The sequence below is a fragment of the Comamonas brasiliensis genome, assembly GCF_018292285.1.
GTDB classification, from domain to species: domain Bacteria; phylum Pseudomonadota; class Gammaproteobacteria; order Burkholderiales; family Burkholderiaceae_C; genus Comamonas; species Comamonas brasiliensis.
Genome location: NZ_JAANES010000005.1, coordinates 248,441 through 271,552 on the forward strand (window position 1 = coordinate 248,441; position 23,112 = coordinate 271,552).

At 61.6% G+C, this 23,112-nt stretch carries 20 protein-coding genes; 18 read left to right on the top strand and 2 right to left on the bottom strand.

All coding sequences use genetic code 11. The features are described from left to right. Positions 1-62 precede the first annotated feature (62 nt). The 14 genes from rseP to DJFAAGMI_RS20340 all read left to right on the top strand — a co-directional run bounded on the left by rseP (position 63) and on the right by DJFAAGMI_RS20340 (position 16,283). A complete protein-coding gene (gene rseP, locus DJFAAGMI_RS20275; protein WP_211458688.1) occupies positions 63-1,433 on the top strand; it encodes an RIP metalloprotease RseP in 1,371 nt (456 codons plus the stop codon). A gap of 43 nt (positions 1,434-1,476) precedes the next feature. Continuing rightward, positions 1,477-3,792, top strand: coding sequence for an outer membrane protein assembly factor BamA (gene bamA, locus DJFAAGMI_RS20280; protein WP_211458689.1), 2,316 nt, complete (start codon positions 1,477-1,479; stop codon positions 3,790-3,792). Next, complete coding sequence (locus DJFAAGMI_RS20285) at positions 3,792-4,298, top strand: OmpH/Skp family outer membrane protein (protein WP_003053423.1); 507 nt, start codon at positions 3,792-3,794, stop codon at positions 4,296-4,298. The genes bamA and DJFAAGMI_RS20285 overlap by 1 nt, the downstream gene beginning before the upstream one ends. A 16-nt stretch (positions 4,299-4,314) precedes the next feature. Beyond that, the gene (gene lpxD, locus DJFAAGMI_RS20290; RefSeq protein ID WP_211458690.1) at positions 4,315-5,316 is read left to right on the top strand and encodes a UDP-3-O-(3-hydroxymyristoyl)glucosamine N-acyltransferase; all 1,002 of its coding nucleotides are present in this window, start codon (positions 4,315-4,317) and stop codon (positions 5,314-5,316) included. Continuing rightward, positions 5,316-5,756: a 3-hydroxyacyl-ACP dehydratase FabZ gene (gene fabZ / locus DJFAAGMI_RS20295; protein ID WP_003053425.1), complete on the top strand. Its 441-nt coding sequence runs from the start codon at positions 5,316-5,318 to the stop codon at positions 5,754-5,756. Before lpxD ends, fabZ begins: the two co-directional genes overlap by 1 nt. Before the next feature lie 15 nt (positions 5,757-5,771). Continuing rightward, positions 5,772-6,560, top strand: a complete 789-nt coding sequence (gene lpxA / locus DJFAAGMI_RS20300) for an acyl-ACP--UDP-N-acetylglucosamine O-acyltransferase (RefSeq protein ID WP_211458691.1) — start codon at positions 5,772-5,774, stop codon at positions 6,558-6,560. A gap of 50 nt (positions 6,561-6,610) precedes the next feature. After that, on the top strand, positions 6,611-7,807 hold the full coding sequence (lpxB, locus tag DJFAAGMI_RS20305) for a lipid-A-disaccharide synthase (RefSeq protein WP_211458809.1): 1,197 nt from the start codon (positions 6,611-6,613) through the stop codon (positions 7,805-7,807). Beyond that, positions 7,770-8,501 carry a ribonuclease HII gene (rnhB, locus tag DJFAAGMI_RS20310; protein WP_167003313.1) on the top strand — a complete coding sequence of 244 codons (732 nt, stop codon included), beginning with the start codon at positions 7,770-7,772 and terminating at the stop codon, positions 8,499-8,501. Before lpxB ends, rnhB begins: the two co-directional genes overlap by 38 nt. A gap of 216 nt (positions 8,502-8,717) precedes the next feature. Next, positions 8,718-9,509 carry a TrmH family RNA methyltransferase gene (locus DJFAAGMI_RS20315; protein WP_211458693.1) on the top strand — a complete coding sequence of 264 codons (792 nt, stop codon included), beginning with the start codon at positions 8,718-8,720 and terminating at the stop codon, positions 9,507-9,509. Between the two features lie 172 nt (positions 9,510-9,681). Then, positions 9,682-10,854, top strand: coding sequence for a glutamine-hydrolyzing carbamoyl-phosphate synthase small subunit (carA, locus tag DJFAAGMI_RS20320; protein WP_211458695.1), 1,173 nt, complete (start codon positions 9,682-9,684; stop codon positions 10,852-10,854). After that, complete coding sequence (gene carB / locus DJFAAGMI_RS20325) at positions 10,847-14,098, top strand: carbamoyl-phosphate synthase large subunit (protein ID WP_003053436.1); 3,252 nt, start codon at positions 10,847-10,849, stop codon at positions 14,096-14,098. The genes carA and carB overlap by 8 nt, the downstream gene beginning before the upstream one ends. Before the next feature lie 220 nt (positions 14,099-14,318). After that, positions 14,319-14,795 (top strand): transcription elongation factor GreA, encoded by a 477-nt coding sequence (gene greA / locus DJFAAGMI_RS20330; protein ID WP_003053437.1) that lies wholly within the window; start codon positions 14,319-14,321, stop codon positions 14,793-14,795. A 137-nt stretch (positions 14,796-14,932) separates the two neighbouring features. Beyond that, entirely contained in the window at positions 14,933-15,352 is a 420-nt protein-coding gene (locus tag DJFAAGMI_RS20335) for a DUF4149 domain-containing protein (protein ID WP_211458813.1), read from the top strand. A 46-nt stretch (positions 15,353-15,398) separates the two neighbouring features. Next, positions 15,399-16,283, top strand: coding sequence for a Kdo hydroxylase KdoO (locus tag DJFAAGMI_RS20340; RefSeq protein WP_211458697.1), 885 nt, complete (start codon positions 15,399-15,401; stop codon positions 16,281-16,283). A 122-nt stretch (positions 16,284-16,405) separates the two neighbouring features. Here the strand turns inward: DJFAAGMI_RS20340 and DJFAAGMI_RS20345 are convergent, their stop codons facing one another. Together DJFAAGMI_RS20345 and DJFAAGMI_RS20350 are read right to left on the bottom strand one after the other, a co-directional pair. Further along, positions 16,406-17,164, bottom strand: coding sequence for a glycosyltransferase (locus DJFAAGMI_RS20345; protein WP_211458699.1), 759 nt, complete (start codon positions 17,162-17,164; stop codon positions 16,406-16,408). A 62-nt stretch (positions 17,165-17,226) separates the two neighbouring features. Beyond that, on the bottom strand, positions 17,227-17,697 hold the full coding sequence (locus DJFAAGMI_RS20350; protein ID WP_003067342.1) for a YhbY family RNA-binding protein: 471 nt from the start codon (positions 17,695-17,697) through the stop codon (positions 17,227-17,229). Positions 17,698-17,729: 32 nt separating this feature from the next. On the opposite strand from DJFAAGMI_RS20350, the gene DJFAAGMI_RS20355 reads away from it, so the two are divergent. From DJFAAGMI_RS20355 to glmM, 4 genes are all read left to right on the top strand, one after another. Beyond that, positions 17,730-18,392, top strand: a complete 663-nt coding sequence (locus DJFAAGMI_RS20355) for an RlmE family RNA methyltransferase (RefSeq protein ID WP_003053442.1) — start codon at positions 17,730-17,732, stop codon at positions 18,390-18,392. Positions 18,393-18,638: 246 nt separating this feature from the next. After that, positions 18,639-20,561, top strand: coding sequence for an ATP-dependent zinc metalloprotease FtsH (ftsH, locus tag DJFAAGMI_RS20360; protein ID WP_003067340.1), 1,923 nt, complete (start codon positions 18,639-18,641; stop codon positions 20,559-20,561). 71 nt (positions 20,562-20,632) lie between these two features. Then, positions 20,633-21,481: a dihydropteroate synthase gene (folP, locus tag DJFAAGMI_RS20365; RefSeq protein ID WP_211458701.1), complete on the top strand. Its 849-nt coding sequence runs from the start codon at positions 20,633-20,635 to the stop codon at positions 21,479-21,481. A gap of 36 nt (positions 21,482-21,517) precedes the next feature. Further along, positions 21,518-22,852 carry a phosphoglucosamine mutase gene (glmM, locus tag DJFAAGMI_RS20370; RefSeq protein WP_211458703.1) on the top strand — a complete coding sequence of 445 codons (1,335 nt, stop codon included), beginning with the start codon at positions 21,518-21,520 and terminating at the stop codon, positions 22,850-22,852. Positions 22,853-23,112: the final 260 nt, after the last annotated feature.

A 23,112-nucleotide genomic window follows, 5' to 3' on the forward strand; every position in this document is an offset into this window, starting at 1 on the left:
GGGCGGTTGAACTTGCGGCCTGGCGCACACTCCAAGCATCGATTGGCAAAAAGGAGTTTCAGGTGTTGCTGACAGTTGTGGCTTTCATCGTGGCGCTCGGCGTTCTGATTGCGGTGCATGAGTGGGGCCACTATCGCGTTGCCGTGGCCTGCGGTGTCAAGGTGCTGCGTTACTCAGTGGGCTTTGGCAAGCCGTTGTTGCGCTGGGTCGGCAAGAAGTCGGGCACTGAGTATGTGATCGCGGCGCTGCCTCTGGGCGGCTATGTGCGCATGCTTGACGAGCGCGAGGGCACGGTCAGGCCCGAGGAAAAGCATCTGGCCTTCAACAACCAGCCTCTGCGTTCACGCGCAGCCATTGTTGCGGCGGGGCCGGCAGCCAATCTGGTGCTGGCCGTGGCGCTGCTGACCGTGGTCAACTGGGTGGGAGCGAACGAGCCTGCAGCCCGGCTTGCCGCGCCTGCGGCTGGCAGCTTGCTGCAGCAAGCCGGTATTCAAAGTGGCGACTGGGTGCAGCGTGCCTCCGTGGGAGGCCAGGAGTGGCAGCCTGTGCGTGCCCTGGGTGATTTGCGCTGGCTGGTGACGACGGCGGCCATTGAAGGCGAGTCCCTCAAGCTGGAAGTGGCTGACCAGGCACATGGCGCGGCGCGCATCGTGCCACTGGATCTCGCTTCTTTGCAACAAAAGGAACCAGATGCAGCTTTCTTTGACAAGGTAGGGCTGCAGGGGGCCTGGAGCCGTGCGGTCATTGACGAGATTGTCGCAGGCGGCCCTGCAGACAAGGCGGGCCTGCAAAAAAGCGATGTGCTGCTCAGCATCAATGCTCAGGCAGTCCAGGATGGCGCGCAGGCGCGTGCCCTGATTCGCGCCTCGGGGCAGTCTGGTCAGGTGCAGCCTCAGGCATGGGTGGTGGAGCGCGCGGGCCAGCGTCTGAATCTGCAGGTGCAGCCGGAAATAGTACCTAGCAAGGATGGTCAGGCGCCTGCGGCACGCGTGAATGCCTTTATCGGCAGCCAGCCGGAAATGGTGCTGGTGCGCCGCGGCTTTCTCGATGGCCTGAGTGCCGGTGTGCACAAGACCTGGGAGCTGTCCTCAATGACGCTGCGCATGATGGGGCGCATGCTGATCGGCCAGGCCTCGCTCAAAAATATCAGCGGCCCTCTGACGATCGCCGATTACGCGGGCAAGTCCGCCAGCATGGGGCTGGTGCAATACCTGTCGTTTCTCGCCTTGATCAGCATCAGCCTGGGCGTTCTCAACCTGCTACCATTGCCCGTTCTGGACGGTGGGCACCTGATGTATTATCTTTGGGAAGGTCTGACGGGACGTAGTGTCTCTGATGTCTGGGCTGAAAGACTGCAGCGTGCAGGCATCGCAGTCATACTGCTGATGATGTCAGTCGCCTTTTTCAACGATATCAACCGGCTCTGGGGCTAATTTTTATCGCTACGGTAGGCCGCATTCGCGGCGATTTCCACTCATGAAAAAACATTTCAATCGCTTGGGCGTGCGCTCTGCAACTGCCCTGGCTGCTATGGTTTTAGCTGCGCAAGCGGCATGGGCGCTGGAGCCCTTCAAGGTTCAAGATATCCGCGTCGAGGGTTTGCAGCGAGTGGAGCCCGGTACGGTGTTCGCTTCCATGCCTTTGCGCGTGGGTGATGACTACAACGACGAGAAGGGCGCAGCGGCCATCCGTTCGCTGTTTGCACTGGGCCTGTTCAAGGACGTGCGTCTGGAGGCCAATGGCAATGTGCTGGTGGTGGTCGTGGAAGAGCGTCCCACCATTGCCGAGGTGAACTTTGCCGGCACCAAGGAGTTCGACAAGGACACCTTGCTCAAGGCCATGCGCGATGTGGGTCTGGCCGACGGCCGCCCCTTCGACAAGGCCTTGGCCGACCGTGCTGAGCAGGAGCTCAAGCGCCAGTACATCAACCGCAGCCTGTACGGCGCGGAGGTTGTGACCACGGTGACGCCTATCGAGCGCAACCGTGTGAACCTGACCTTCACCGTCTCGGAAGGCGAGCCCGCGAAGATCAACGAAATCCACATTGTGGGTAACAAGGCCTTCAAGGAATCCACGCTCAAGGACCTGTTCGACCAGGACACTGGCAACTGGATGAGCTGGTATACCAAGTCCGACCGCTACGCGCGCAACAAGCTCAATGCCGATCTGGAGTCGCTGCGCTCCTACTATCTGCAGCGCGGCTATCTGGAGTTCCGCGTGGAGTCCACGCAGGTCGCCATTTCTCCCGACAAGCAGAGCATCGGCCTGACCGTGAACATTCACGAAGGCAACCAGTATGTGGTCTCGGGCGTGAAGCTTGAAGGCAACTACCTGGACCGCGACGACGAGTTCAAGTCGCTGGTCAAGATCAAGCCCGGCGAGCCCTATAACGCCGATCAGGTTTCCGAGACCATCAAGGCTTTTACCGACTATTACAGCAATTTCGGTTTTGCTTTCGCCAAGGTGGAAGCGGTGCCCGACATCGATCGCGCGAACAACCGTGTGTCCCTGGTGCTGCAGGCCCAGCCTTCGCGCCGTGCCTATATCCGTCGCATCAGCGTCAGCGGCAACAACAAGACCCGCGACGAAGTGATTCGCCGCGAGTTCCGCCAGTTCGAAGCCTCCTGGTATGACGGCCAGAAGATCAAGCTGTCGCGCGACCGCGTCGACCGTCTGGGCTTCTTCACCCAGGTTGAAATCGAAACCCAGGAAGTGCCGGGTTCTCCCGACCAAGTTGATCTGATGATCAACGTGGTGGAAAAGCCCACGGGCTCGATCCAGCTGGGTGCCGGTTTTTCCAGCGCCGAAAAGGTCTCGCTGTCCTTCGGTATCAAGCAGGAAAACGTTTTCGGCTCGGGCAACTATCTGGGCCTGGACATCAACACCAGCAAGTACAACCGCACCATGGTGGTGTCGACCACGAATCCCTATTTCACGGATACGGGTATTTCGCGCACCTATGACCTGTACTACCGCACCATCCGTCCCTACTACGACGATGGCGCCTACAAGATCATCACCAAGGGTGCCAGCGTGCGTTTCGGCGTGCCCTTCAGCGAAGTGGACACCATCTTCTTCGGTGCCGGTGTCGAAGGCAATGAAATCAAGCCGGGCACCTATATGCCCGAGGTCTACAACGAATATTGCGGCGGCGCTGTCGGTGCGAATGTCGGCTGCTCCAAGACCGGTATTCCCCTGACGCTGGGCTGGTCTCGCGATAATCGTGACAGCGCACTGGCTCCGAATGCCGGCCGCTATCAGCGCGTGAATCTGGAAGCCTCGTTCATGAGCGATATGCGCTATGCGAAGGCCAACTACCAGATTCAGCAATATATCCCGCTGAACAAGAAGTACACGATCGCCTTGAACGGCGAGCTGGGCTGGGGCAAGGGCCTGGGCGGCAATCCCTATCCCATCTTCAAGAACTTCTACTCGGGCGGTCTGGGCTCGGTGCGCGGCTTCGAGCAAGGCTCTCTGGGCAAGCACGATTCCGTGAACACCAATCTGGCCCTGGGCGGTACCCGCAAGCTGACCTTGAACGGCGAATTCATGGTTCCATTCCCCGGAGCGGGCAACGACAGAACCCTGCGTCTGTTCGGCTTCGTGGACGTGGGTAATGTGTGGGCGGAAGGTGAAAGCATGGATCTGGGGACCCTGCGTGCTTCCACCGGTATCGGTATCAGCTGGATTTCGCCGCTGGGGCCTCTGCGTTTGGCGTATGCTCAGCCAATCCGTAAGGAAACCGGCGATAGAATCCAGAAACTGCAATTCCAAATCGGAACATCTTTCTAATGAAATCTCTCTCTAGCCATCTTTCTCTGGCTGTGCTGCTTGGCGCCATGGCCGTCTCTGCGCATGCACAGGAATTCAAGGCAGGTTTTGTGAACACGGATCGCATCTTCCGTGAGGCATCCGCTGCCAAGGCTGCCCAAGCCAAGCTTGAGCAGGAGTTTTCTAAGCGTGAAAAGGATTTGGTCGATCAGGGCAATTCCTTGAAGACTGCTTCGGACAAGTTCGAGCGTGAAGCAACCACCATGTCTGAGAGCCAGCGCGCTTCGCGCCAGCGTCAGCTGGTGGATCAGGACCGTGAATTCCAGCGCAAGCGCCGCGAATTCCAGGAAGATCTGAACGCCCGCAAGAACGAAGAGCTGGCCACGGTGCTCGACCGTGCCAACAAGGTTGTCAAGCAAGTGGCCGAGGCTGAAAAGTACGACGTCATCCTGCAGGAGGCCGTGTATATCAACCCCAAGTTCGATATCACCGACAAGGTCATCAAGGCCCTGAACGGCGCAAAGTAACCTCAGGGATACTTTTGTGAGCGTTCTATTGGGACAGATTCTCGATGCGCTCGGTGGAGAACTGATCGGCGGCGAGCGCGAGATGACCATCTCGCGCATCTCGCCGCTGGACTCTGCGGGTCACGGTGATCTGAGCTTTTTAAGCAATCCCCGCTATCGCCAGCAACTGGCCGCCTCACAGGCGGCCTGTGTCATTGTGGCGCCGGCGCTGCGCGATGAAGCGGCGCAGCGCGGTGCCTGCATTGTCACGGCCGATCCCTATGCCTATTTCGCGCGTGCCACCCAGTGGTGGAAGGCGCATCAGCAAGGCGGCAGGCCCAGCGGCATTCATGCCAGTGCCGTGGTGGATGCCACGGCCCAGGTGCATGCCAGCGCCTATGTGGGGCCGCAGTGCGTGGTGGAGGCGGGCGCCGTCATCGGTGCCGATACGGTACTGAAGTCGCGCGTCACCATAGGCCAGGGCTGTGTGGTGGGCGAGCGCTGCATCGTGCATCCGGGCGTGGTCATCGGAGCCGACGGTTTCGGCTTTGCGCCATCGGCCGGACGATGGGAGAAGATCGAGCAGCTGGGAGCCGTGCGCATCGGCAACGACGTGGAAATCGGCGCCAACACCTGCGTGGATCGTGGGGCACTCGACGACACCATCATCGAAGACGGTGTCAAGATCGATAATCTCGTGCAGATTGCCCACAATGTTCATATTGGCGCGCATACGGTGATTGCCGGCAATACCGGTATTGCGGGCAGTGCGCGCATTGGCAGGCACTGCCAGATCGGTGGCGCGGCCAATATCCTGGGGCATTTGACGATTGCGGACGGTACGGTGATTTCGCCGACCTCCATGGTCACTCGCTCCTTGCCCAAGGCAGGTTTTTATACAGGCATCTTTCCGTTGCAAGAAAACGAGCAATGGGAAAAGAACGCTGCAACCTTCAGGCAGTTGTACACGCTCCGGGAGCGGGTCAAGAAGCTTGAACAAGCGCTGGCTGAGGGCCGGCAAAGCAACAACGGAAATTGATGATGGATATTCAAGAAATTCTCAAGCAACTGCCTCACCGCTATCCCTTTCTTCTGGTGGACCGGGTGCTGGAGCTTGAGCGCAACACACGCATCAAGGCGATCAAGAACGTCACCTTCAACGAGCCGTTCTTCACCGGGCACTTCCCCGGTCGTCCCGTCATGCCCGGCGTGCTGATTCTTGAAGCTCTGGCCCAGGCTGCCGGCCTGCTGGCTTTCGATGCGATGGGTCAGGTGCCCGACGAAAACAATATCTACTACTTCGTGGGTATCGACTCGGCGCGCTTCAAGCGCCCCGTGGTGCCGGGAGACCAACTGGCCCTGGAGATCACCATCGACCGCGTGCGCGGCGGCATCTGGAAGTTCAACGCCGTTGCCAGTGTGGATGGCGAAGTGGCTGCCGAAGCCCAGCTGATGTGCACCATGCGCCACGTGGGATAAGCATTGATGGCGGCTGTGAGCTTGATTCATCCCACCGCCCTGGTGGACCCCGCGGCCCAGCTCGACACCTCGGTGTCGGTGGGGCCGTATGCCGTCATCGGCCCCAGGGTGCGCATTGGCGCCGGCAGCAAGGTGGGCGCGCATTGCGTGATCGAGGGCGACACCACGATTGGTGAAGACAACCACATCTTCCAGTTCGCATCGCTGGGTGCGCAGCCCCAGGACAAGAAGTACGCGGGCGAGCCCACGCGGCTGGTGATGGGCGACCGCAACACGGTGCGCGAGTTCTGTACCTTCAACACGGGCACCACGCAGGACCGCGGCGAGACCACCATCGGCAATGACAACTGGATCATGGCCTATGTGCACATCGCGCATGACTGCGTCATCGGCAACCAGACCACGCTGGCCAACAACACCACGCTGGCAGGCCATGTGCATGTCGGTGACTGGGTGACCATCGGCGGGCTGACCGGCGTGCTGCAACGCATGCGCATCGGCGCGCACGCCATGGTGGGCTTTCAGGCCCATGTGAACAAGGATGTGCCCCCCTTCATGACGGTGGACGGCAATCCGCTGGCCGCGCGCAGCGTGAATCTGATTGGTCTCAAGCGACGCGGTTTCTCGGATGCGCGTATTGCCGCGGTGCGTGAGATGCACAAGCTGCTGTACCGCCAGGGCCTGACGCTGGAGCAGGCCATTGCGGCCATGGATGCGATCAAGTCGGCAACGCCCGAAGCCGTGCAGGATGTGGACTTCATGCAGTCCTTTCTGGCATCGGCCACCAGTGGCATCACACGTTGATAGCAGCTTGCGCTGTCTCCATCTGGATTTGAGTCGTGAATAGCTCTGAAATGCCTAACAAGCAAGCGCAAGCTGCTGCAGATTCCGTAGCGCCCTGCATCGCCATGGTGGCGGGCGAGGCCTCGGGCGATCTGCTGGCTTCGCTGTTGCTGGACGGTCTGCGTCAGCGCTGGCCCGATGCAAGCTCCATGGGGATCGGCGGCGACGGAATGCAGGAGCGAGGCTTTGATGCCTGGTGGCAGTCCGAGCGTCTGGCCGTGCACGGCTATAGCTGGGAAGTGCTGGCCCGCGTGGCCGAGCTGCTTGGTATCCGCAAAAAGCTGCGTCAGCGTCTGATTGCGCATCCGCCCTCGGTCTTTGTGGGCGTGGATGCGCCCGACTTCAACCTGGGGCTGGAAACCAGCTTGCGCGAAGCGGGTATCAAGACCGTGCATTTTGTCTGCCCCTCGATCTGGGCCTGGCGCGCCGATCGCGTGGAAAAAATCCGCCGCGCGGCCGACCATGTGCTGTGCATCTTTCCGTTCGAGCCCGAACTGCTGGCCCAGCATGGCATCGAGGCCACCTACGTCGGCCATCCGCTGGCGCAGGTGATTCCCTTGCATCCCGACAGGGCGGCTGCGCGTGCGCGCCTGGGCCTGGCCGAAGAGGGTCTGGTGCTGGCCTTGCTGCCCGGCAGCCGCCGCTCCGAGGTGCGCTATATCGCCTCAGGCTTTTTCAAGGCGGCAGCACTGGTCCGCAAGGCATTGCCGCAGACTCGGATCGTGGTGCCGGCCGTGCCTTCCCTGTACGAAGAGGTGCAGCGCATCGCCGCAGAGGCAGGCATGCAGGAGCAATGCATCATCGTCAAGGGCCAGTCCCACGATGTGCTGGCTGCCTGCGACTGCACGCTGATTGCCAGCGGCACCGCCACGCTGGAGGCCGCGCTCTACAAGCGCCCCATGGTCATCAGCTACAGCATGCACCCCTGGAGCTGGCGCCTCATGAAGCGCAAGCAACTGCAGCCCTGGGTGGGGCTGCCCAATATTCTGTGCGGCGACTTCGTCGTGCCCGAGCTGCTGCAGGATGCGGCAACGCCCGAGGCACTGGCCCAGGCCGCGCTGGGCTGGCTCAGAGCCAGCCAGGATTCTCCTGCCACCATTGAAGCGCTGGTTGAGCGCTTCACCGCGCTACATCACGAACTGCGCCGCGACACCGCCGAACTGGCTGCCCATGCGATCCAAAAAATCATTGCCACCCCCGCTGCTTGAGCAAGGCTGCCTGCCCTGGCATCCGCCCGGGCTGGTTGCCGGGGTGGATGAGGCAGGGCGCGGCCCGCTGGCCGGCCCGGTGGTGGCGGCCGCCGTTATTCTGGACGACATGAAGCCCATTGCCGGGCTGAACGATTCCAAGAAGCTCACGGCGAACCGCCGCGAGGTGCTCTACGACGAGATCCGCGCCAAGGCGCTGTGCTTTTGCATAGCGCAGGCCTCGGTGCAGGAAATCGACGAGATCAACATCCTCAAGGCCACGCTGCTGGCCATGCGCCGCGCAGTGATGGGCTTGCGCCTCAAGCCCGTGCTGGTGCTGGTGGATGGCAACCAGTTGCCTCAGATTGATGTGCAGGCCGAGGCCATCGTCAAGGGTGACTCGCTGGTGCAGGCCATTTCTGCAGCGTCCATCTTGGCCAAGGTTACGCGCGACCGCTGGTGCGAGCGCCTGGATGCCCAGTATCCGCAGTACGGCTTTGCTGGACACAAGGGCTATGGCACGGCCGCGCATCTGCAGGCCTTGCGCGCCCATGGTGCAACGGCCGAGCACAGGCGCTCCTTTGCACCCGTGGCCCAGGTGCTGCAAGCCGGCCAGGTGTGTGCGGGCGGCACGGCCCAGCCCGTGCTGTGCGAGACCGGGCTGTCGGGGGTGACTTCCAGCCTGCAGATGTCGCAGGCTTTGCTCTACGTCTGATGCGCGCCTGATGGTCGGGCCTGCATTCCCGAGTGGGGCGCAGGGCCGGCTTGGGCGCTCTATCTTCTTTGGGACTTACGCAAACAGGAATGCCACAACGGCCTGCGTTCTGAGGCAGTCGTCCTGCCTGAACCCGTTTTGCGTAAGTCGTGTTCTTGTTTCAGGCCTGGCCAGGCGCTTGCATGCCGGGTTTTTTGTTTTTTCTCAGAGGTCGACATGGCAGCACGTCCCCAGGTCACGGACATTCATTCGCGCGACAACGCTTTCGTCAAGGAGCTGCGCCGCCTGTCCCAGGACAGCACGGCCTACCGCAAGCAGGGCCAGGTCTGGCTAGAAGGCGATCATCTTTGCCGTGCGGCCCTGGTGCGGGGTCTGAAACCAAAAGTTGCCGTTTTTGCGCAGTCTTTCTGGCCGCAGGCGCCCGAAGAGTGGGTGCAGGCCGCCAGCAAGGTCGTGGTGCTGGCCGATGCCTTGTTCGACGAGATCAGCGCTCTGGAATCTCCCGCCCGCATGGGCTATGTGATGGACTGGGACGCTGCATTGCAGGTGCAGTCCGGCATCGCCACCGTGGTGCTGGACCGCGTGCAGGATGCCGGCAACGTGGGCAGTATCCTGCGCAGCGCGTCGGCCTTCGGTTTCACCCAGATTGTGGCGCTCAAGGGCACGGCCGCGCTGTGGAGTCAGAAGGTGTTGCGCGCAGGAATGGGTGCTCACTTCGGCCTGCATCTGGTCGAGGCCGCCTCGCTCGAGGATGTGAAAGCCCTGCAGGTGCCCCTGGTAGTGACCAGCTCCCATCAGGGGACATTGATTCATGAGGCGGATCTGCCCTGGCCCTGTGCCTGGGCCATGGGTCACGAAGGGCAGGGTGTGGGCGAGGCGCTGATGGAGATGGCGCAGCGCCGCATCAGCATTGCGCAGCCCGGAGGTGAGGAGTCACTCAATGTGGCTGCTGCGGCCGCGATCTGCCTGCATGCGAGCAGCGTAAGCATGCTACGCCGTAGAGGGTAATCCCGGGGCGCTTCAAAGGGGTGAAGCGGACAGAGCCTATAATGGGCGGCTTTCAAGCATTCCTTCATACGCCTAGCGACGCTTCCTCGCCATTCCCTGCAGACACAAATGTCCCAGCGCACACGCCGGGGCTTCGTTGGGCGTAACCGTAATTAAAAAACCGGAGAACCCAGTGCTTTTGTCTCTCAAGGGAAATTTCCCATCCGCCATTCTGGCGCTCGCAGACGGCACGGTCTTTATTGGCAACTCGATTGGTGCGCAAGGCACCACTGTTGGCGAAGTCGTTTTCAACACCTCGCTGACCGGCTACCAGGAAATCCTCACCGACCCCAGCTATTGCCAGCAGATCGTGACACTCACGTATCCGCACATCGGCAACTACGGTGTCAATCCTGAAGACGTCGAAGCTGACAAGATCCATGCCGCAGGTCTCATCATCAAGAACCTGCCCCTGCTGGCCAGCAACTTCCGAAGCACGCAGACGCTGTCCGAGTACCTGACCGAAGGTAAGACCGTCGCCATCGCCAATATCGACACCCGCAAGCTCACGCGACTGCTGCGTGATCACGGCGCGCAGAACGGCGCAATCGTGGGTCTGGCCGCTGGTGAAGAAGTCACCCAGGCCAGGATCGACGAGGCCATCGCCGCAGCCAAGGCCGCACCCAGCATGAAGGGTCTGGATCTGGCCAAGGTCGTGACCACCGACAAGTCCTATCCCTGGGCTGAAACCGAGTGGGAGCTGGGCGAAGGCTACGGCCAGCTCGAAGCGCCCAGGTTCAAGGTCGTGGCCTACGACTTCGGCGTGAAGAAGAACATTCTGCGCATGCTGGCCGAGCGCGGCTGCGACGTGACCGTGGTGCCTGCCCAGACGCCTGCCAAGGACGTGCTGGCCCTGAACCCCGACGGCGTGTTCCTGTCCAACGGCCCTGGCGACCCCGAGCCTTGCGACTACGCCATTGCCGCTGCGCAAGAGATCATGGCCGCCAAGAAGCCTCTGTTCGGCATCTGCCTGGGTCACCAGATCATGGCTCTGGCCTCCGGCGCCAAGACCTTCAAGATGCAGAACAGCCATCACGGCGCCAACCACCCCGTGAAGGACCTGGACTCCGGACGCGTCAGCATCACCAGCCAGAACCACGGTTTTGCGGTGGAAATCGAGTCGCTGCCCGCCAACGCCCGCGCCACGCACATCAGCCTGTTTGACGGCACGCTGCAAGGTCTGGAGCGCACCGATGTGCCTGCCTTCTGCTTCCAGGGTCACCCCGAAGCATCGCCCGGCCCCAACGATATCGGCTATCTGTTTGACCGCTTCACAGCGCTGATGGAGAAACACAACAATGCCTAAGCGCAACGACCTTAAAAGCATTCTGATCATTGGCGCCGGTCCCATCGTGATCGGTCAGGCCTGCGAGTTTGACTACTCCGGCGTGCAGGCCTGCAAGGCCCTGCGCGAAGAGGGTTACAAGGTCATCCTGATCAACAGCAACCCCGCCACGATCATGACCGACCCGGCCACGGCCGACGTCACCTACATCGAGCCCATCACCTGGCAGACGGTCGAGAAGATCATTGCCAAGGAACGTCCCGATGCCATCCTGCCCACCATGGGTGGCCAGACCGCGCTGAACTGCGCGCTGGACCTGTGGAAGAACGGCGTACTGGACAAGTACAAGGTCGAGCTGATCGGCGCCAAGCCCGAAGCCATCGACAAGGCCGAAGACCGTCTGAAGTTCAAGGACGCCATGACCAAGATCGGTCTGGGCTCCGCGCGCTCCGGCATCGCCCACTCCATGGACGAAGCCTGGGCCGTGCAAAAGCAGATGGGCTTCCCCACCGTCATCCGCCCCAGCTTCACGCTGGGCGGCACCGGCGGCGGCATTGCCTACAACCCCGAGGAATTCGAAACCATCTGCAAGCGCGGTCTGGAGGCTTCGCCCACCAACGAGCTGCTGATCGAAGAATCCCTGCTGGGCTGGAAAGAGTACGAGATGGAAGTGGTGCGCGACACCGCTGACAACTGCATCATCGTCTGCTCGATCGAAAACCTGGACCCCATGGGCGTGCACACCGGTGACTCCATCACCGTGGCACCGGCCCAGACACTGACCGACAAGGAATACCAGATCATGCGTAATGCATCTCTGGCCGTTCTGCGCGAAATCGGTGTGGACACGGGTGGCTCCAACGTGCAGTTCTCGGTGAATCCCAAGGACGGTCGCATGATCGTCATCGAGATGAACCCCCGCGTCTCGCGTTCCTCGGCACTGGCTTCCAAGGCCACGGGCTTCCCCATCGCCAAGATCGCGGCCAAGCTGGCCGTGGGCTTCACGCTGGATGAGCTCAAGAACGAAATCACCGGCGGCAAGACCCCCGCTTCGTTCGAGCCTTCGATCGACTACGTGGTCACCAAGATCCCGCGTTTCGCTTTCGAGAAGTTCCCTGCTGCCGACAACCGCCTGACCACGCAGATGAAGTCCGTGGGCGAAGTGATGGCCATCGGCCGTACCTTCCAGGAATCCTTCCAGAAGGCCTTGCGCGGCCTGGAAGTGGGCGTGGACGGCATGAACGAAAAGACCCAGGACCGCGAAATCCTGGAAAAGGAACTGGGCGAGCCCGGTCCCGACCGCATCTGGTATGTGGGTGACGCTTTCGCTGCCGGCTGGTCGCTGGACGAAGTGCACAACATCACCAAGATCGACAAGTGGTTCCTGGTGCAGATCGAAGAGATCGTCAAGATCGAACTCGAGCTGGACAAGCTGTACGAAGAAAAGGGCGAAGGCGCTCTGGCGGCTCTGGATGCACAGACCCTGCGCAGCCTCAAGCAAAAGGGCTTCTCAGACCGCCGCCTGGCCAAGCTGCTGCACACCAGCGACAAGGCCGTGCGCGAAGCGCGCAAGGCGCTGAAGGTGCGTCCCGTGTTCAAGCGCGTGGACACCTGTGCGGCAGAGTTCGCTTCCAACACCGCATACATGTACTCCACGTATGACGAAGAGTGCGAAGCCGCTCCCACGGACAAGAAGAAGATCATGGTGCTGGGCGGTGGCCCGAACCGTATCGGCCAGGGCATCGAGTTCGACTATTGCTGCGTGCACGCCGCCATGGCCATGCGCGAAGATGGTTACGAAACCATCATGGTCAACTGCAACCCCGAAACCGTGTCCACCGACTACGACACTTCCGATCGCCTGTACTTCGAGCCCCTGACGCTGGAAGACGTGCTGGAAATCGTGGATGTGGAGCAGCCTGAAGGCGTGATCGTGCAGTACGGCGGCCAGACGCCTCTGAAGCTGGCCCTGGGCCTGGAGCGCGAAGGCGTGAAGATCATCGGCACCACGCCCGACATGATCGATGCCGCCGAAGACCGCGAGCGCTTCCAGAAGCTGCTCAACGAACTGGGTCTGCGTCAGCCTCCCAACGCCACTGCGCGTACCGAAGCCGAAGCCCTGGAAAAGGCTGCCGGCCTGGGTTACCCCCTGGTGGTGCGTCCTTCCTATGTGCTGGGCGGCCGTGCGATGGAAATCGTGCACGAGCAGCGCGACCTCGAGCGCTACATGCGCGAAGCCGTGAAGGTCTCCAACGACTCTCCCGTGCTGCTGGACCACTTCCTGTCCAACGCCATCGAGTGCGATGTGGACTGCGTGCGCGACAAGACCGGCGCCGTGTACATCGGCGGCGTGATGGAGCACATCGAGCAAGCCGGTGTTCACTCCGGTGACTCTGCCTGCTCGCTGCCTCCTTACTACCTGAAGGCCGAAACCGTCGCTGAAATCAAGCGCCAGACCGCAGCCATGGCCGAAGGCCTGCATGTGGTGGGCCTGATGAACGTGCAGTTCGCCATCAAGGAAGCGGACGGCCAGGACGTGATCTACGTGCTGGAAGTGAATCCTCGTGCTTCGCGCACCGTGCCTTTCGTCTCCAAGGCCACCGGCGTGCAACTGGCCAAGGTGGCCGCGCGCTGCATGGCCGGCCAGACTCTGGCCGAGCAGGGCATCACCAAGGAAGTCACTCCGCCTTACTTCAGCGTCAAGGAAGCGGTGTTCCCGTTCGTGAAGTTCCCCGGTGTGGACACCATCCTCGGCCCCGAGATGAAGTCCACCGGTGAAGTCATGGGCGTGGGCAAGACCTTTGGCGAAGCCTTTGTGAAGAGCCAGATGGGTGCCGGCGTGCACCTGCCTGCCGAAGGCAAGGTCTTCCTGTCGGTGAAGAACAACGACAAGACCCGTGCCGTGGCCGTGGCCAAGGAACTGGCCGCCATGGGTTACAGCCTGTGCGCCACACGCGGCACGGCCACGGCGATTGCCGAGGCCGGCATCGAGGTGCAGACCGTGAACAAGGTCACCGAGGGCCGCCCCCACATCGTGGACATGATCAAGAACGGCGAAATCGCCCTGGTCATCAACACCGTGGAAGAGCGCCGCAACGCCATCGCCGACTCGCGCCAGATCCGTACCAGCGCGCTGCTGGCACGCGTGACCACCTTCACCACCATCTTCGGCGCGGAAGCGGCCGTGGAAGGCATGAAGGCCATGCGCGGCAGCCTGGACGTGCACTCGGTGCAAGAGCTGCATGCCATGTTGACCAAGGCCTGAAAAGGCTGACGCCCGAAGCAGCCCGCAAGGGCTGCCGGGTTTTTACCGCACTTGTGCCGCAGCAAACACGGCATAATCTGCGGTAATGTATTTGAACCGCCGCGCGGCAACGTGCGGCGGTTTGCTTTTGGGGCACAGGCCCCTGTTTGACGTTGTCACTCAGGCCTGTGCGAGAGGTGCCGCGCTGGGCGCGGCGTTTGCTGAATTTGGAGACTTGATCATGGCCACCATCCCAATCACCAAGCGCGGAGCAGAAAAGCTCAAGGTGGAACTGCAACGCCTGAAGACGGTGGATCGTCCCGCGGTCATTCAAGCCATTGCAGAGGCCCGTGCCCAGGGTGACCTGAGCGAAAACGCCGAATACGAATCCGCGAAGGAGCAGCAGGGCTTCATCGAAGGCCGCATCATCGAGGTCGAAGGCAAGCTGTCCGCTGCGCAGGTCATCGACCCGACCGAGCTGGATGCAGGCGGTCGAGTGGTGTTCGGCGCGACCGTGGATCTGGAAGATGAAGACAGCGGCTCGGCCGTGACCTACCAGATCGTGGGCGAGGACGAGGCCGATCTCAAGCACGGACTGATCAATGTGTCCAGCCCCATTGCCCGCGCCCTGATCGGCAAGGAAGAGGGCGATACCGCCGTGGTGCAGGCACCGGGCGGCGAGCGTCGCTACGAGATCGTAGGCGTAAAGTACATCTGATCACCCCTGAGGCGCTGCGCGCCTTCCCCTGTCTCTGGGCGCTTCGCGCTGCGGGAGAGGGGACGATGCCCTTGCTGCGAGGCGGCTCTTGCTCGGCATCTCTGGTTTGCGCTCTGCCATGCTGAAATTTCACCATGATGTTTGAACGCTTTCCTGTTTTCTTTGCGGCTCTGTGGTGGGGCAGCCTGAGCGCCATCGGCTTTGTGGCCGTGCCCATGCTGTTTGCCCATCTGCCCACGCCGGCTCTGGCGGGCTTTATGGCGGCCAAGCTGTTCGCCGCGCAGACCTGGATTTCCATAGCATGTTGCGCTTTACTGCTGGTGTTTTCAAAGCGAAAACATGCTGAAAAGCTTGAGCAATGGGCGCAAACAGCTATCGGTTTTGTGATCGCCGGCATGTTGCTGGCCCTGCTGGTGCAGTACGGCGTGTCGCCCAAGATCGTGGCGCGCGAGAACCTCAAACTCTGGCACAGCGTGGGCACCGGCATGTATGCGCTTCAGTGGCTGTGCGCCGCCATCGTGCTGTGGCGTGTGGCGGGCGCGCGCAAGCCGGCTTGATCCAGTGCAAGCCCGCGCCAGCTGCGGGGAGTACACTGCCGAAGCCATGGAATCTCAAATCGTAAAAATCGACGCGACCGACTGGAACAAGGTCCAGGGGCGCGATGAATGGACTGCTGCCGTCGAGGCAGGCAAGGTGCTGTACTTTCCGCAGCTGAGCTTTCAGCTCTCCGAGCAGGAAAAAACCCTGCTGCGCCCCGATGTGCGCGATCCCAAGACGCGCAATATCAGCCTCAACGTGGATGGCTCGATCAAGGGCGTGGCGGGCGACGAGGCCACGCAGGCCCAGGTGGCGGCCATGGTCGGACGCTTTCGCGAGCAGGCCACGGCGCTGATCGCAGGGCTGTTTCCCGCCTATATGCCGCTGGTGCGCATGGCGCCCACCAGCTATCGCCCTTCGCAGGTGGAAACGCGGGCGCAGTCCTGGCGTGCCGACGACAAGCGCATGCATGTGGATGCCTTTCCTTCGCGGCCCAACTATGGCGAGCGCATTCTGCGCGTGTTCACCAATGTCAACCCGGATGGCCAGCCGCGCGTCTGGCGCGTGGGCGAGCCCTTCACCGATGTGGCCAAGCGTTTCGTGCCGCGTGCCAAGCCCTACAGCGCCTGGCAGGCCAAGGCGCTGGAGTTGCTGCATGTGACCAAGTCCTATCGCAGCGAATACGATCATCTGATGCTGCAGCTGCACGATGGCATGAAGGGCGACGCCGACTACCAGAAGAACGCGCCGCAGGAGACCGTGCCTTTCGCGGCAGGTTCCTCCTGGGTGTGCTTTTCCGATCAGGCCGTGCATGCCGTCATGTCGGGGCAGTACATGCTGGAGCAGACCTTGTTCCTGCCGCCCGGCAGCGAATACAACCCGGCGGCCAGCCCGCTGTCGATTCTCTCGCGCATGAAGGGGCATCCGCTGGTCGATGCCAAGTATCGCTGACAAGGCCGAGCAAGCCCGGCATGCCGGGCTCGCGCTGATCCATCGCTCAGGCGGGCACAAAAAAGGCGTTGAACCTCGCGGTCAACGCCTTTTGTTTTTGAGGCTGCAACTGCAGCCGTCCTTCAGCCCCAGGCCTTCTCGATCCACCTGGCCGGCTCGATATGGCGAAAGCGCTTGTTGCGACGGCCTTCCAGGGCGTCGGGCGGGTTCACTTCGCCGTGGAAGATCACGATGCGCGCATCGACGGGCGGCAGCGGCTCCTTCCAGTAATTGCTGGGCCAGGTCGGAATGCAGTAGTACTTGAAGCTGGGGCACCAGGCGGCAGGCCAGTAGTCCAGCTTGCCCTGCTTGTGCAGAAAGTGCGACAGGTACTCCTGCTCGTTGCGGTACTTGGCACGCATTTCTTCGGTGTGCGCACGGAAATGCTCCAGCACATCGGCATGGGCACCCAGCTCGAAGCGGTAGACCGAGGAGTTGCCGACAATGCGCTCACCGAAGCGCCAGAAGCGCGGATAGTCGTGAATGATGCGGAACTCGCCAGGCAGCGTGAAGAACTCGTCGAGGCTGCCCACGATCACCACATCCAGGTCCAGGAACAGCGCCTGACCCTTGAGGCCATGCAGGTCGCGCTCGAAGGTGGTCAGCTTCTTCCAGGCGCCATCACGCTGGCCGGGAGCCAGATGAATGTTCAGGTCGGGAATGGGAAAGCACTCCACTTCGGAGCGAATCCCCTCTGTGCTGTCGGTCAGGCAGACAAAGCGAAAATCTCCGCTGAGATGGCGGCGCACCATGGCATAGAGTCGGTTGACGTACTCCGGGCCGTATTTGGTGCCCCATTTCATGCAAAGAATATGGCGCGGCTGCTGTGTGGTCTGAACCATGGGTTGGCGGTCTCGGCGAGGAAATAAGGCGGATGGACGGGCAGACGGGGCTGATCGGCAGATCAGTCCTGACGGCCTTTCTTGACCGACTTCTGCTTGGGCTTGGCGCGCTTGATGGTGCCGCCGGCGGTCAGGCGCTGGTTGCCGAGCACGCGCAGTTGCTTGACTTCGGGCTTCTGTCCGGCGCGGCCGAACTTGAGCACCTTGACGTCGCGAGGACCGGGCATGCGGTCTTCGTCAAAGGCCTTTTCCTTTTCGGGAATCGGGCGCCACAGCACCAGCAGCTTGCCGATGTGCTGGATGGGCGCGGCGTTCAGCTCGTCGCAAAGTTGTTGATAGATCTGCTCGCGGGCTGCACGATCGTCGCCGAAAACGCGGACCTTGATCAGACCATGGGCATTGAGTGCGGCGTCCACTTCCTTCTGAACGGCAGTGGTCAGACCATCGCCACCGATGAGGACGACGGGGTCCAGATGGTGGGCTTCGGCGCGGTGTTCCCGGCGCTGCGCGGGAGTTAATTCAATTTGGGGCATACCCGTATTATCAAGGCTGCGAGAATTCAGGCATGAAAACCAAAACCAAAAGCAAGAAGGTCAATAAGAATTGGCTGCACGATCACATCAATGACCCGTATGTGAAAGCCGCCCAGAAGGACGGTTATCGTGCCCGCGCGGCCTACAAGCTCAAGGAAATTGACGAGTCGCTGAAGCTGATTCAGCCCGGTCACACCGTGGTGGACCTGGGCTGCGCGCCCGGCGCCTGGAGCCAGTATGTGCGTCGTCGTCTCTCGCCCAGCGGTGCGGCCGTGGGCGAGCTCAACGGCCGCATCATCTCGCTGGACCTGTTGCCCATGGAGCCCATCGAGGGCGTGCATTACATCCAGGGCGACTTCCGCGAAGAGGCAGTGCTGGCGCAGCTGGAAGAAGCCATGGGCGGCGGCAAGGCCGACGTGGTGGTCTCGGACATGGCGCCCAATCTGTCAGGCCATGGCGCCACGGACGGGGCGCGGGTCGCGGTGCTCATCGAGATGGCCGTCGATTTCGCGATCAACAACATGAAGCCCGAGGGCGCGTTGGTGGTCAAGCTTTTCCACGGCAGCGGCTACAACGAGCTGGTGGATCTGTTCAAGCAGACCTTCAAGGTGGTCAAGCCCATCAAGCCCAAGGCCTCGCGCGACCGGTCTGCCGAGATTTTCCTGGTGGGGATGGGGCTGAAGCAGGGCTCCTGATGCAGTTGCCGGCTTGCATAGGGGCATTTGACCTCATGCCTTGCTGCAGCAAGTCAGTGAAACTGATAGCGCAAAGCCCTGATAAAACACAGGCTTAGAGCCGATTGCCTGTCGGACCATAGCTTGCCTATGGCCGCTATAGGGGGAAATAGGCGTCCTGGGCGCTTGAAACACCTAAAATGAACCTCAACTAGGTCTGGAGTCCCCTCCGGGCCTTTACGTCTGAATATTCCATTGGAGCCCCGCTTGAACAATCAGTGGTTTTCAAAAGTCGCCGTCTGGCTGGTCATCGCCATGGTGCTGTTTACGGTGTTCAAACAGTTTGACACCCGAGGTGCTGGCGGTGCCTCTCATGTTGGCTACTCGGAATTCCTGGAGCAAGTGCGCAACAACCGTATCAAGAGCGCCACCATTCAGGAAGGTGCCGGCGGTACCGAGGTCGTAGCCACCACCACCGATGATCGCAAGATCCGCACTACAGCCACCTATCTGGATCGTGGCCTGGTGGGCGACCTGATCAACAACAACGTCAAGTTCGACGTCAAGCCACGTGAAGAAGGCTCGCTGCTCATGACGCTGCTCGTGAGCTGGGGCCCCATGCTGCTGTTGATCGGCGTATGGGTGTACTTCATGCGCCAGATGCAGGGCGGCGGCAAGGGCGGTGCCTTCAGCTTCGGCAAGTCCAAGGCACGCATGCTCGACGAGAACAGCAACACCGTCACCTTTGCCGACGTGGCTGGTGCCGATGAGGCAAAGGAAGAGGTCAAGGAAGTCGTGGACTTCCTTAAGGACCCCAACAAGTTCCAGAAGCTCGGCGGTCGTATTCCCCGTGGTCTGCTGCTGGTCGGCCCTCCCGGCACCGGCAAGACGCTGCTGGCCAAGTCGATTGCGGGCGAAGCCAAGGTGCCTTTCTTCTCGATCTCGGGTTCCGACTTCGTTGAAATGTTCGTTGGCGTGGGCGCGGCCCGCGTGCGCGACATGTTCGAAAACGCCAAGAAGAATGCACCCTGCATCATCTTCATCGACGAAATCGACGCCGTCGGTCGCCAGCGTGGCGCCGGCATGGGCGGCGGCAACGATGAGCGCGAGCAGACTCTGAACCAGATGCTGGTCGAGATGGACGGTTTCGAGACCAATCTCGGCGTGATCGTGGTGGCTGCAACCAACCGCCCCGACATCCTGGATGCCGCCTTGCTGCGTCCCGGTCGTTTCGACCGCCAGGTCTATGTGACGCTGCCCGATATCCGCGGCCGCGAGCAGATTCTCAATGTGCACATGCGCAAGATCCCCGTGGGCCAGGACGTGAACCCCGCCATCATCGCGCGCGGCACGCCCGGCATGTCGGGTGCCGATCTGGCCAATCTTTGCAACGAAGCAGCTCTGATGGCGGCTCGCCGCAATGCGCGCACGGTGGAGATGCAGGATTTCGAGAAGGCCAAGGACAAGATCATCATGGGCCCCGAGCGCAAGACCATGGTCATGCCCGAGGAAGAGCGCCGCAACACGGCCTACCATGAAGCCGGCCATGCCTTGATAGGCAAGCTGCTGCCCAAGTGCGATCCTGTGCACAAGGTCACCATCATCCCGCGCGGCCGTGCGCTGGGCGTGACCATGAGCCTGCCCGAGAAGGACCGCTACTCCTACGACAAGGAGTACATGCTCAACCAGATCGCCATGCTGTTTGGCGGACGTATCGCCGAAGAAGTGTTCATGAACCAGATGACGACTGGTGCTTCGAACGACTTCGAGCGTGCGACCCAGATCGCCCGCGACATGGTGACGCGCTACGGCATGAGCGATGCGCTGGGCACCATGGTCTACTCCGAGCAGGAAGGCGAGCCCTTCCTGGGTCGTACCTTCAGCCGGGGCTCCAATCTGTCCGAGTCCACCATGCAGAAGGTGGACGATGAAGTGCGTCGCATCATCGACGAGCAATATGCGCTGGCGCGCAAGCTGATCGAAGACAACAGCGACAAGATGCACGCCATGGCCAAGGCCATGCTGGACTGGGAAACGATCGACGCCGAACAGCTCAACGACATCATGGCCGGCAAGGAGCCTCGTCCTCCCAAGGACTGGACGCCTCGCAATCCGCCCTCGTCGGATGGCGGCAACTCCTCCGGAGGCAATCCCGCATCGAATGCCGAGCCTTCACCGACTACGGCTTAAGCGCCAAGTCTCCGCTGCAAAAGGTCCCTCAGGGGCCTTTTGTTTTTGTACTCTCAGATATCGGAAGATCTATGTCGCAACAGTGGCAAACCTCGCGTTTTCTCGTGCAGCTCGACAAGCCCCAGGTCATGGGCATCGTGAATGTGACCCCGGATTCCTTTTCTGACGGCGGCAAGCATGCCGGGGTATCCCAGGCCATGGCCCATGCCGAGCTGTTGCTAGCACAGGGCGCGCATATTCTGGACATAGGCGGCGAGTCCACCAGGCCGGGCTCACCTGCAGTCAGCCTGGAGGACGAGCTGGCGCGTGTTCTGCCCGTGCTGCGCGAGGCCGTCAAGCTCGATGTGCCCATCTCCATCGATACCTACAAGCCCGAAGTCATGGCGGCAGCCCTGGATCTCGGGGCCGACATCATCAATGACATCTGGGCGCTGCGTCAGCCCGGCGCCTTCGAAGTGGTGAGCCGGCACGGCAGCTGCGGGGTGTGCCTGATGCATATGCACAAGACCCCGCAGGACATGCATCTGGAGCATATGCAGGGCAACGCCGTGGCGCAGGTGCGTGACTTTCTGCTGCAGGCGACGCAGCCTTTGCTCGACGCAGGCGTTGCACGCTCGCGCATCGCCTGGGACTACGGTATTGGCTTTGGCAAGAGCGTGGTACAAAATTTTGCCTTGCTTGCACATCAGCGTGAGCTGCTGGGCCTAGACTTCCCGCTGCTGGCAGGCTGGTCGCGCAAAGGTTCTCTGGGGCAGGTCAGCGGCCTGCCCGTGGATCAGCGCATGGTGCCCAGTGTGGCGGCGGCATTGCTGGCGGTCGAGCGAGGGGCCAGAATTGTGCGTGTCCACGACGTGAAGGACACGGTGGCCGCGCTGGCAGTCTGGCAGGCCATGCATGATGCGCAAGCACTGCAGGCCTGATGACAGAGTATTGAATCTAAAAAGGACAACAAGACTATGGCAAGACAGTACTTCGGCACTGACGGGATTCGCGGCACGGTGGGCAAGTCGCCCATCACGCCTGACTTTGCCCTGCGCCTGGCGCATGCCGTCGGGCGCGTGCTGCGTCGTACGCAAGAGCGTCCTCTGGTGCTGATCGGCAAGGACACCCGCATCTCCGGCTATATGCTTGAAAGCGCACTCGAATCGGGCTTCAACTCTGCCGGTGTCGATGTCATGCTGCTTGGCCCCCTGCCGACACCGGGCGTGGCCTATCTGACGCGTGCCCAGCGCGCCAGCCTGGGCGTGGTCATCAGCGCCAGCCACAACCCGTTCTACGACAACGGCATCAAGTTCTTCAGCGCCGAGGGCACCAAGCTGCCCGATTCCTGGGAAGAGGATGTTGAGGCCGCCCTCAAGGAAGACCCCGTCTGGGTGGACTCCGCCTCTCTGGGCAAGGCACGGCGCCTGGCCGATGCCGCCGGCCGCTACATCGAGTTCTGCAAAAGCACCTTCGATCACAGCCTGTCGCTGCGCGGTCTGAAGATCGTGGTGGACGCGGCCCATGGCGCGGCCTATCAGATCGCACCCAAGGTCTTTCATGAGCTCGGTGCCAGCGTGGTGGAGATCGGCTGCTCTCCGGATGGCCTCAACATCAACGAGGGCGTGGGTGCGACCCATCCCGAGGCGCTGGTCAGGGCCGTGCGTGCCAACAATGCCGACTACGGCGTGGCACTGGACGGCGATGCCGACCGGCTGCAGCTGGTCGATGCGCAGGGCCGCCTGTACAACGGCGACGAACTGCTCTATCTCATGGCGGCCGACCGTCTGGCCCGCGGCGATGCGGTGAGCGGCGTGGCCGGAACCCTGATGACCAATATGGCGGTGGAGCAGGCGCTCAAGGCGCAGGGCGTGGGCTTTGTACGCGCCAAGGTCGGAGACCGCTATGTGCTGGAAGCACTCACTGCCAAGGGCTGGCAGCTGGGTGGCGAAAGCTCGGGCCATCTGCTGGCGCTGGACAAGCACACCACCGGCGACGGCCTCGTCAGTGCGCTGCAGGTGCTGCAGGCCTGCGTGCGCTCCAAAAAGACCATGGCCCAGTGGCTGGAGTCCGTGAAGCTGTTTCCCCAGGTCATGATCAATGTGCGCCTGCAGCCGGGACAGGACTGGAAAAACAACGCCAAGCTCCCCGGCGAGCAGGCGGCTGTCGAGAAACTGCTGGGCAGCGACGGCCGCGTGCTGATCCGCCCCAGCGGCACCGAGCCCCTGGTGCGCGTCATGGTCGAGGCCAGAAGTGCGGACATGGCCAGCAACTGTGCCGAGCGTCTGGCCGAGGTGGTCAGGACCAGCTGACGCTGTTCAAACCAGGGGCGGCTGTCATGAACAACGATGACAGTCATATTTTGGTCATGCAATTGTCATAAACCATCGGCAGACTGCGGACATGCCCTCAGGGGCGCTTCAAGCTTTCGCAGGCTGCTGCCACATGTCCCAATCCGTACCTGGTTCCGATTCTTTCTTTTCCGCTTCCACCACTTCTTCTTCAGGGCAGGATTGCGCCGCAGCCTCGCAGACCGCCAGTCAGTCGCAAGAGGCGGGGCCCGCATCCCTGG

Coding starts and splice junctions, on each gene's coding strand:
- DJFAAGMI_RS20340 (WP_211458697.1), top strand. CDS start 15,399: ATGGAATCTCAAATCGTAAAAATCGACGCGACCGACTGGAACAAGGTC.
- bamA (WP_211458689.1), top strand. CDS start 1,477: ATGAAAAAACATTTCAATCGCTTGGGCGTGCGCTCTGCAACTGCCCTG.
- lpxB (WP_211458809.1), top strand. CDS start 6,611: ATGCCTAACAAGCAAGCGCAAGCTGCTGCAGATTCCGTAGCGCCCTGC.
- folP (WP_211458701.1), top strand. CDS start 20,633: ATGTCGCAACAGTGGCAAACCTCGCGTTTTCTCGTGCAGCTCGACAAG.
- carB (WP_003053436.1), top strand. CDS start 10,847: ATGCCTAAGCGCAACGACCTTAAAAGCATTCTGATCATTGGCGCCGGT.
- fabZ (WP_003053425.1), top strand. CDS start 5,316: ATGATGGATATTCAAGAAATTCTCAAGCAACTGCCTCACCGCTATCCC.
- DJFAAGMI_RS20315 (WP_211458693.1), top strand. CDS start 8,718: ATGGCAGCACGTCCCCAGGTCACGGACATTCATTCGCGCGACAACGCT.
- DJFAAGMI_RS20355 (WP_003053442.1), top strand. CDS start 17,730: ATGAAAACCAAAACCAAAAGCAAGAAGGTCAATAAGAATTGGCTGCAC.
- greA (WP_003053437.1), top strand. CDS start 14,319: ATGGCCACCATCCCAATCACCAAGCGCGGAGCAGAAAAGCTCAAGGTG.
- DJFAAGMI_RS20345 (WP_211458699.1), bottom strand. CDS start 17,164: ATGGTTCAGACCACACAGCAGCCGCGCCATATTCTTTGCATGAAATGG.
- DJFAAGMI_RS20335 (WP_211458813.1), top strand. CDS start 14,933: ATGTTTGAACGCTTTCCTGTTTTCTTTGCGGCTCTGTGGTGGGGCAGC.
- glmM (WP_211458703.1), top strand. CDS start 21,518: ATGGCAAGACAGTACTTCGGCACTGACGGGATTCGCGGCACGGTGGGC.
- DJFAAGMI_RS20350 (WP_003067342.1), bottom strand. CDS start 17,697: ATGCCCCAAATTGAATTAACTCCCGCGCAGCGCCGGGAACACCGCGCC.
- DJFAAGMI_RS20285 (WP_003053423.1), top strand. CDS start 3,792: ATGAAATCTCTCTCTAGCCATCTTTCTCTGGCTGTGCTGCTTGGCGCC.
- rnhB (WP_167003313.1), top strand. CDS start 7,770: ATGCGATCCAAAAAATCATTGCCACCCCCGCTGCTTGAGCAAGGCTGC.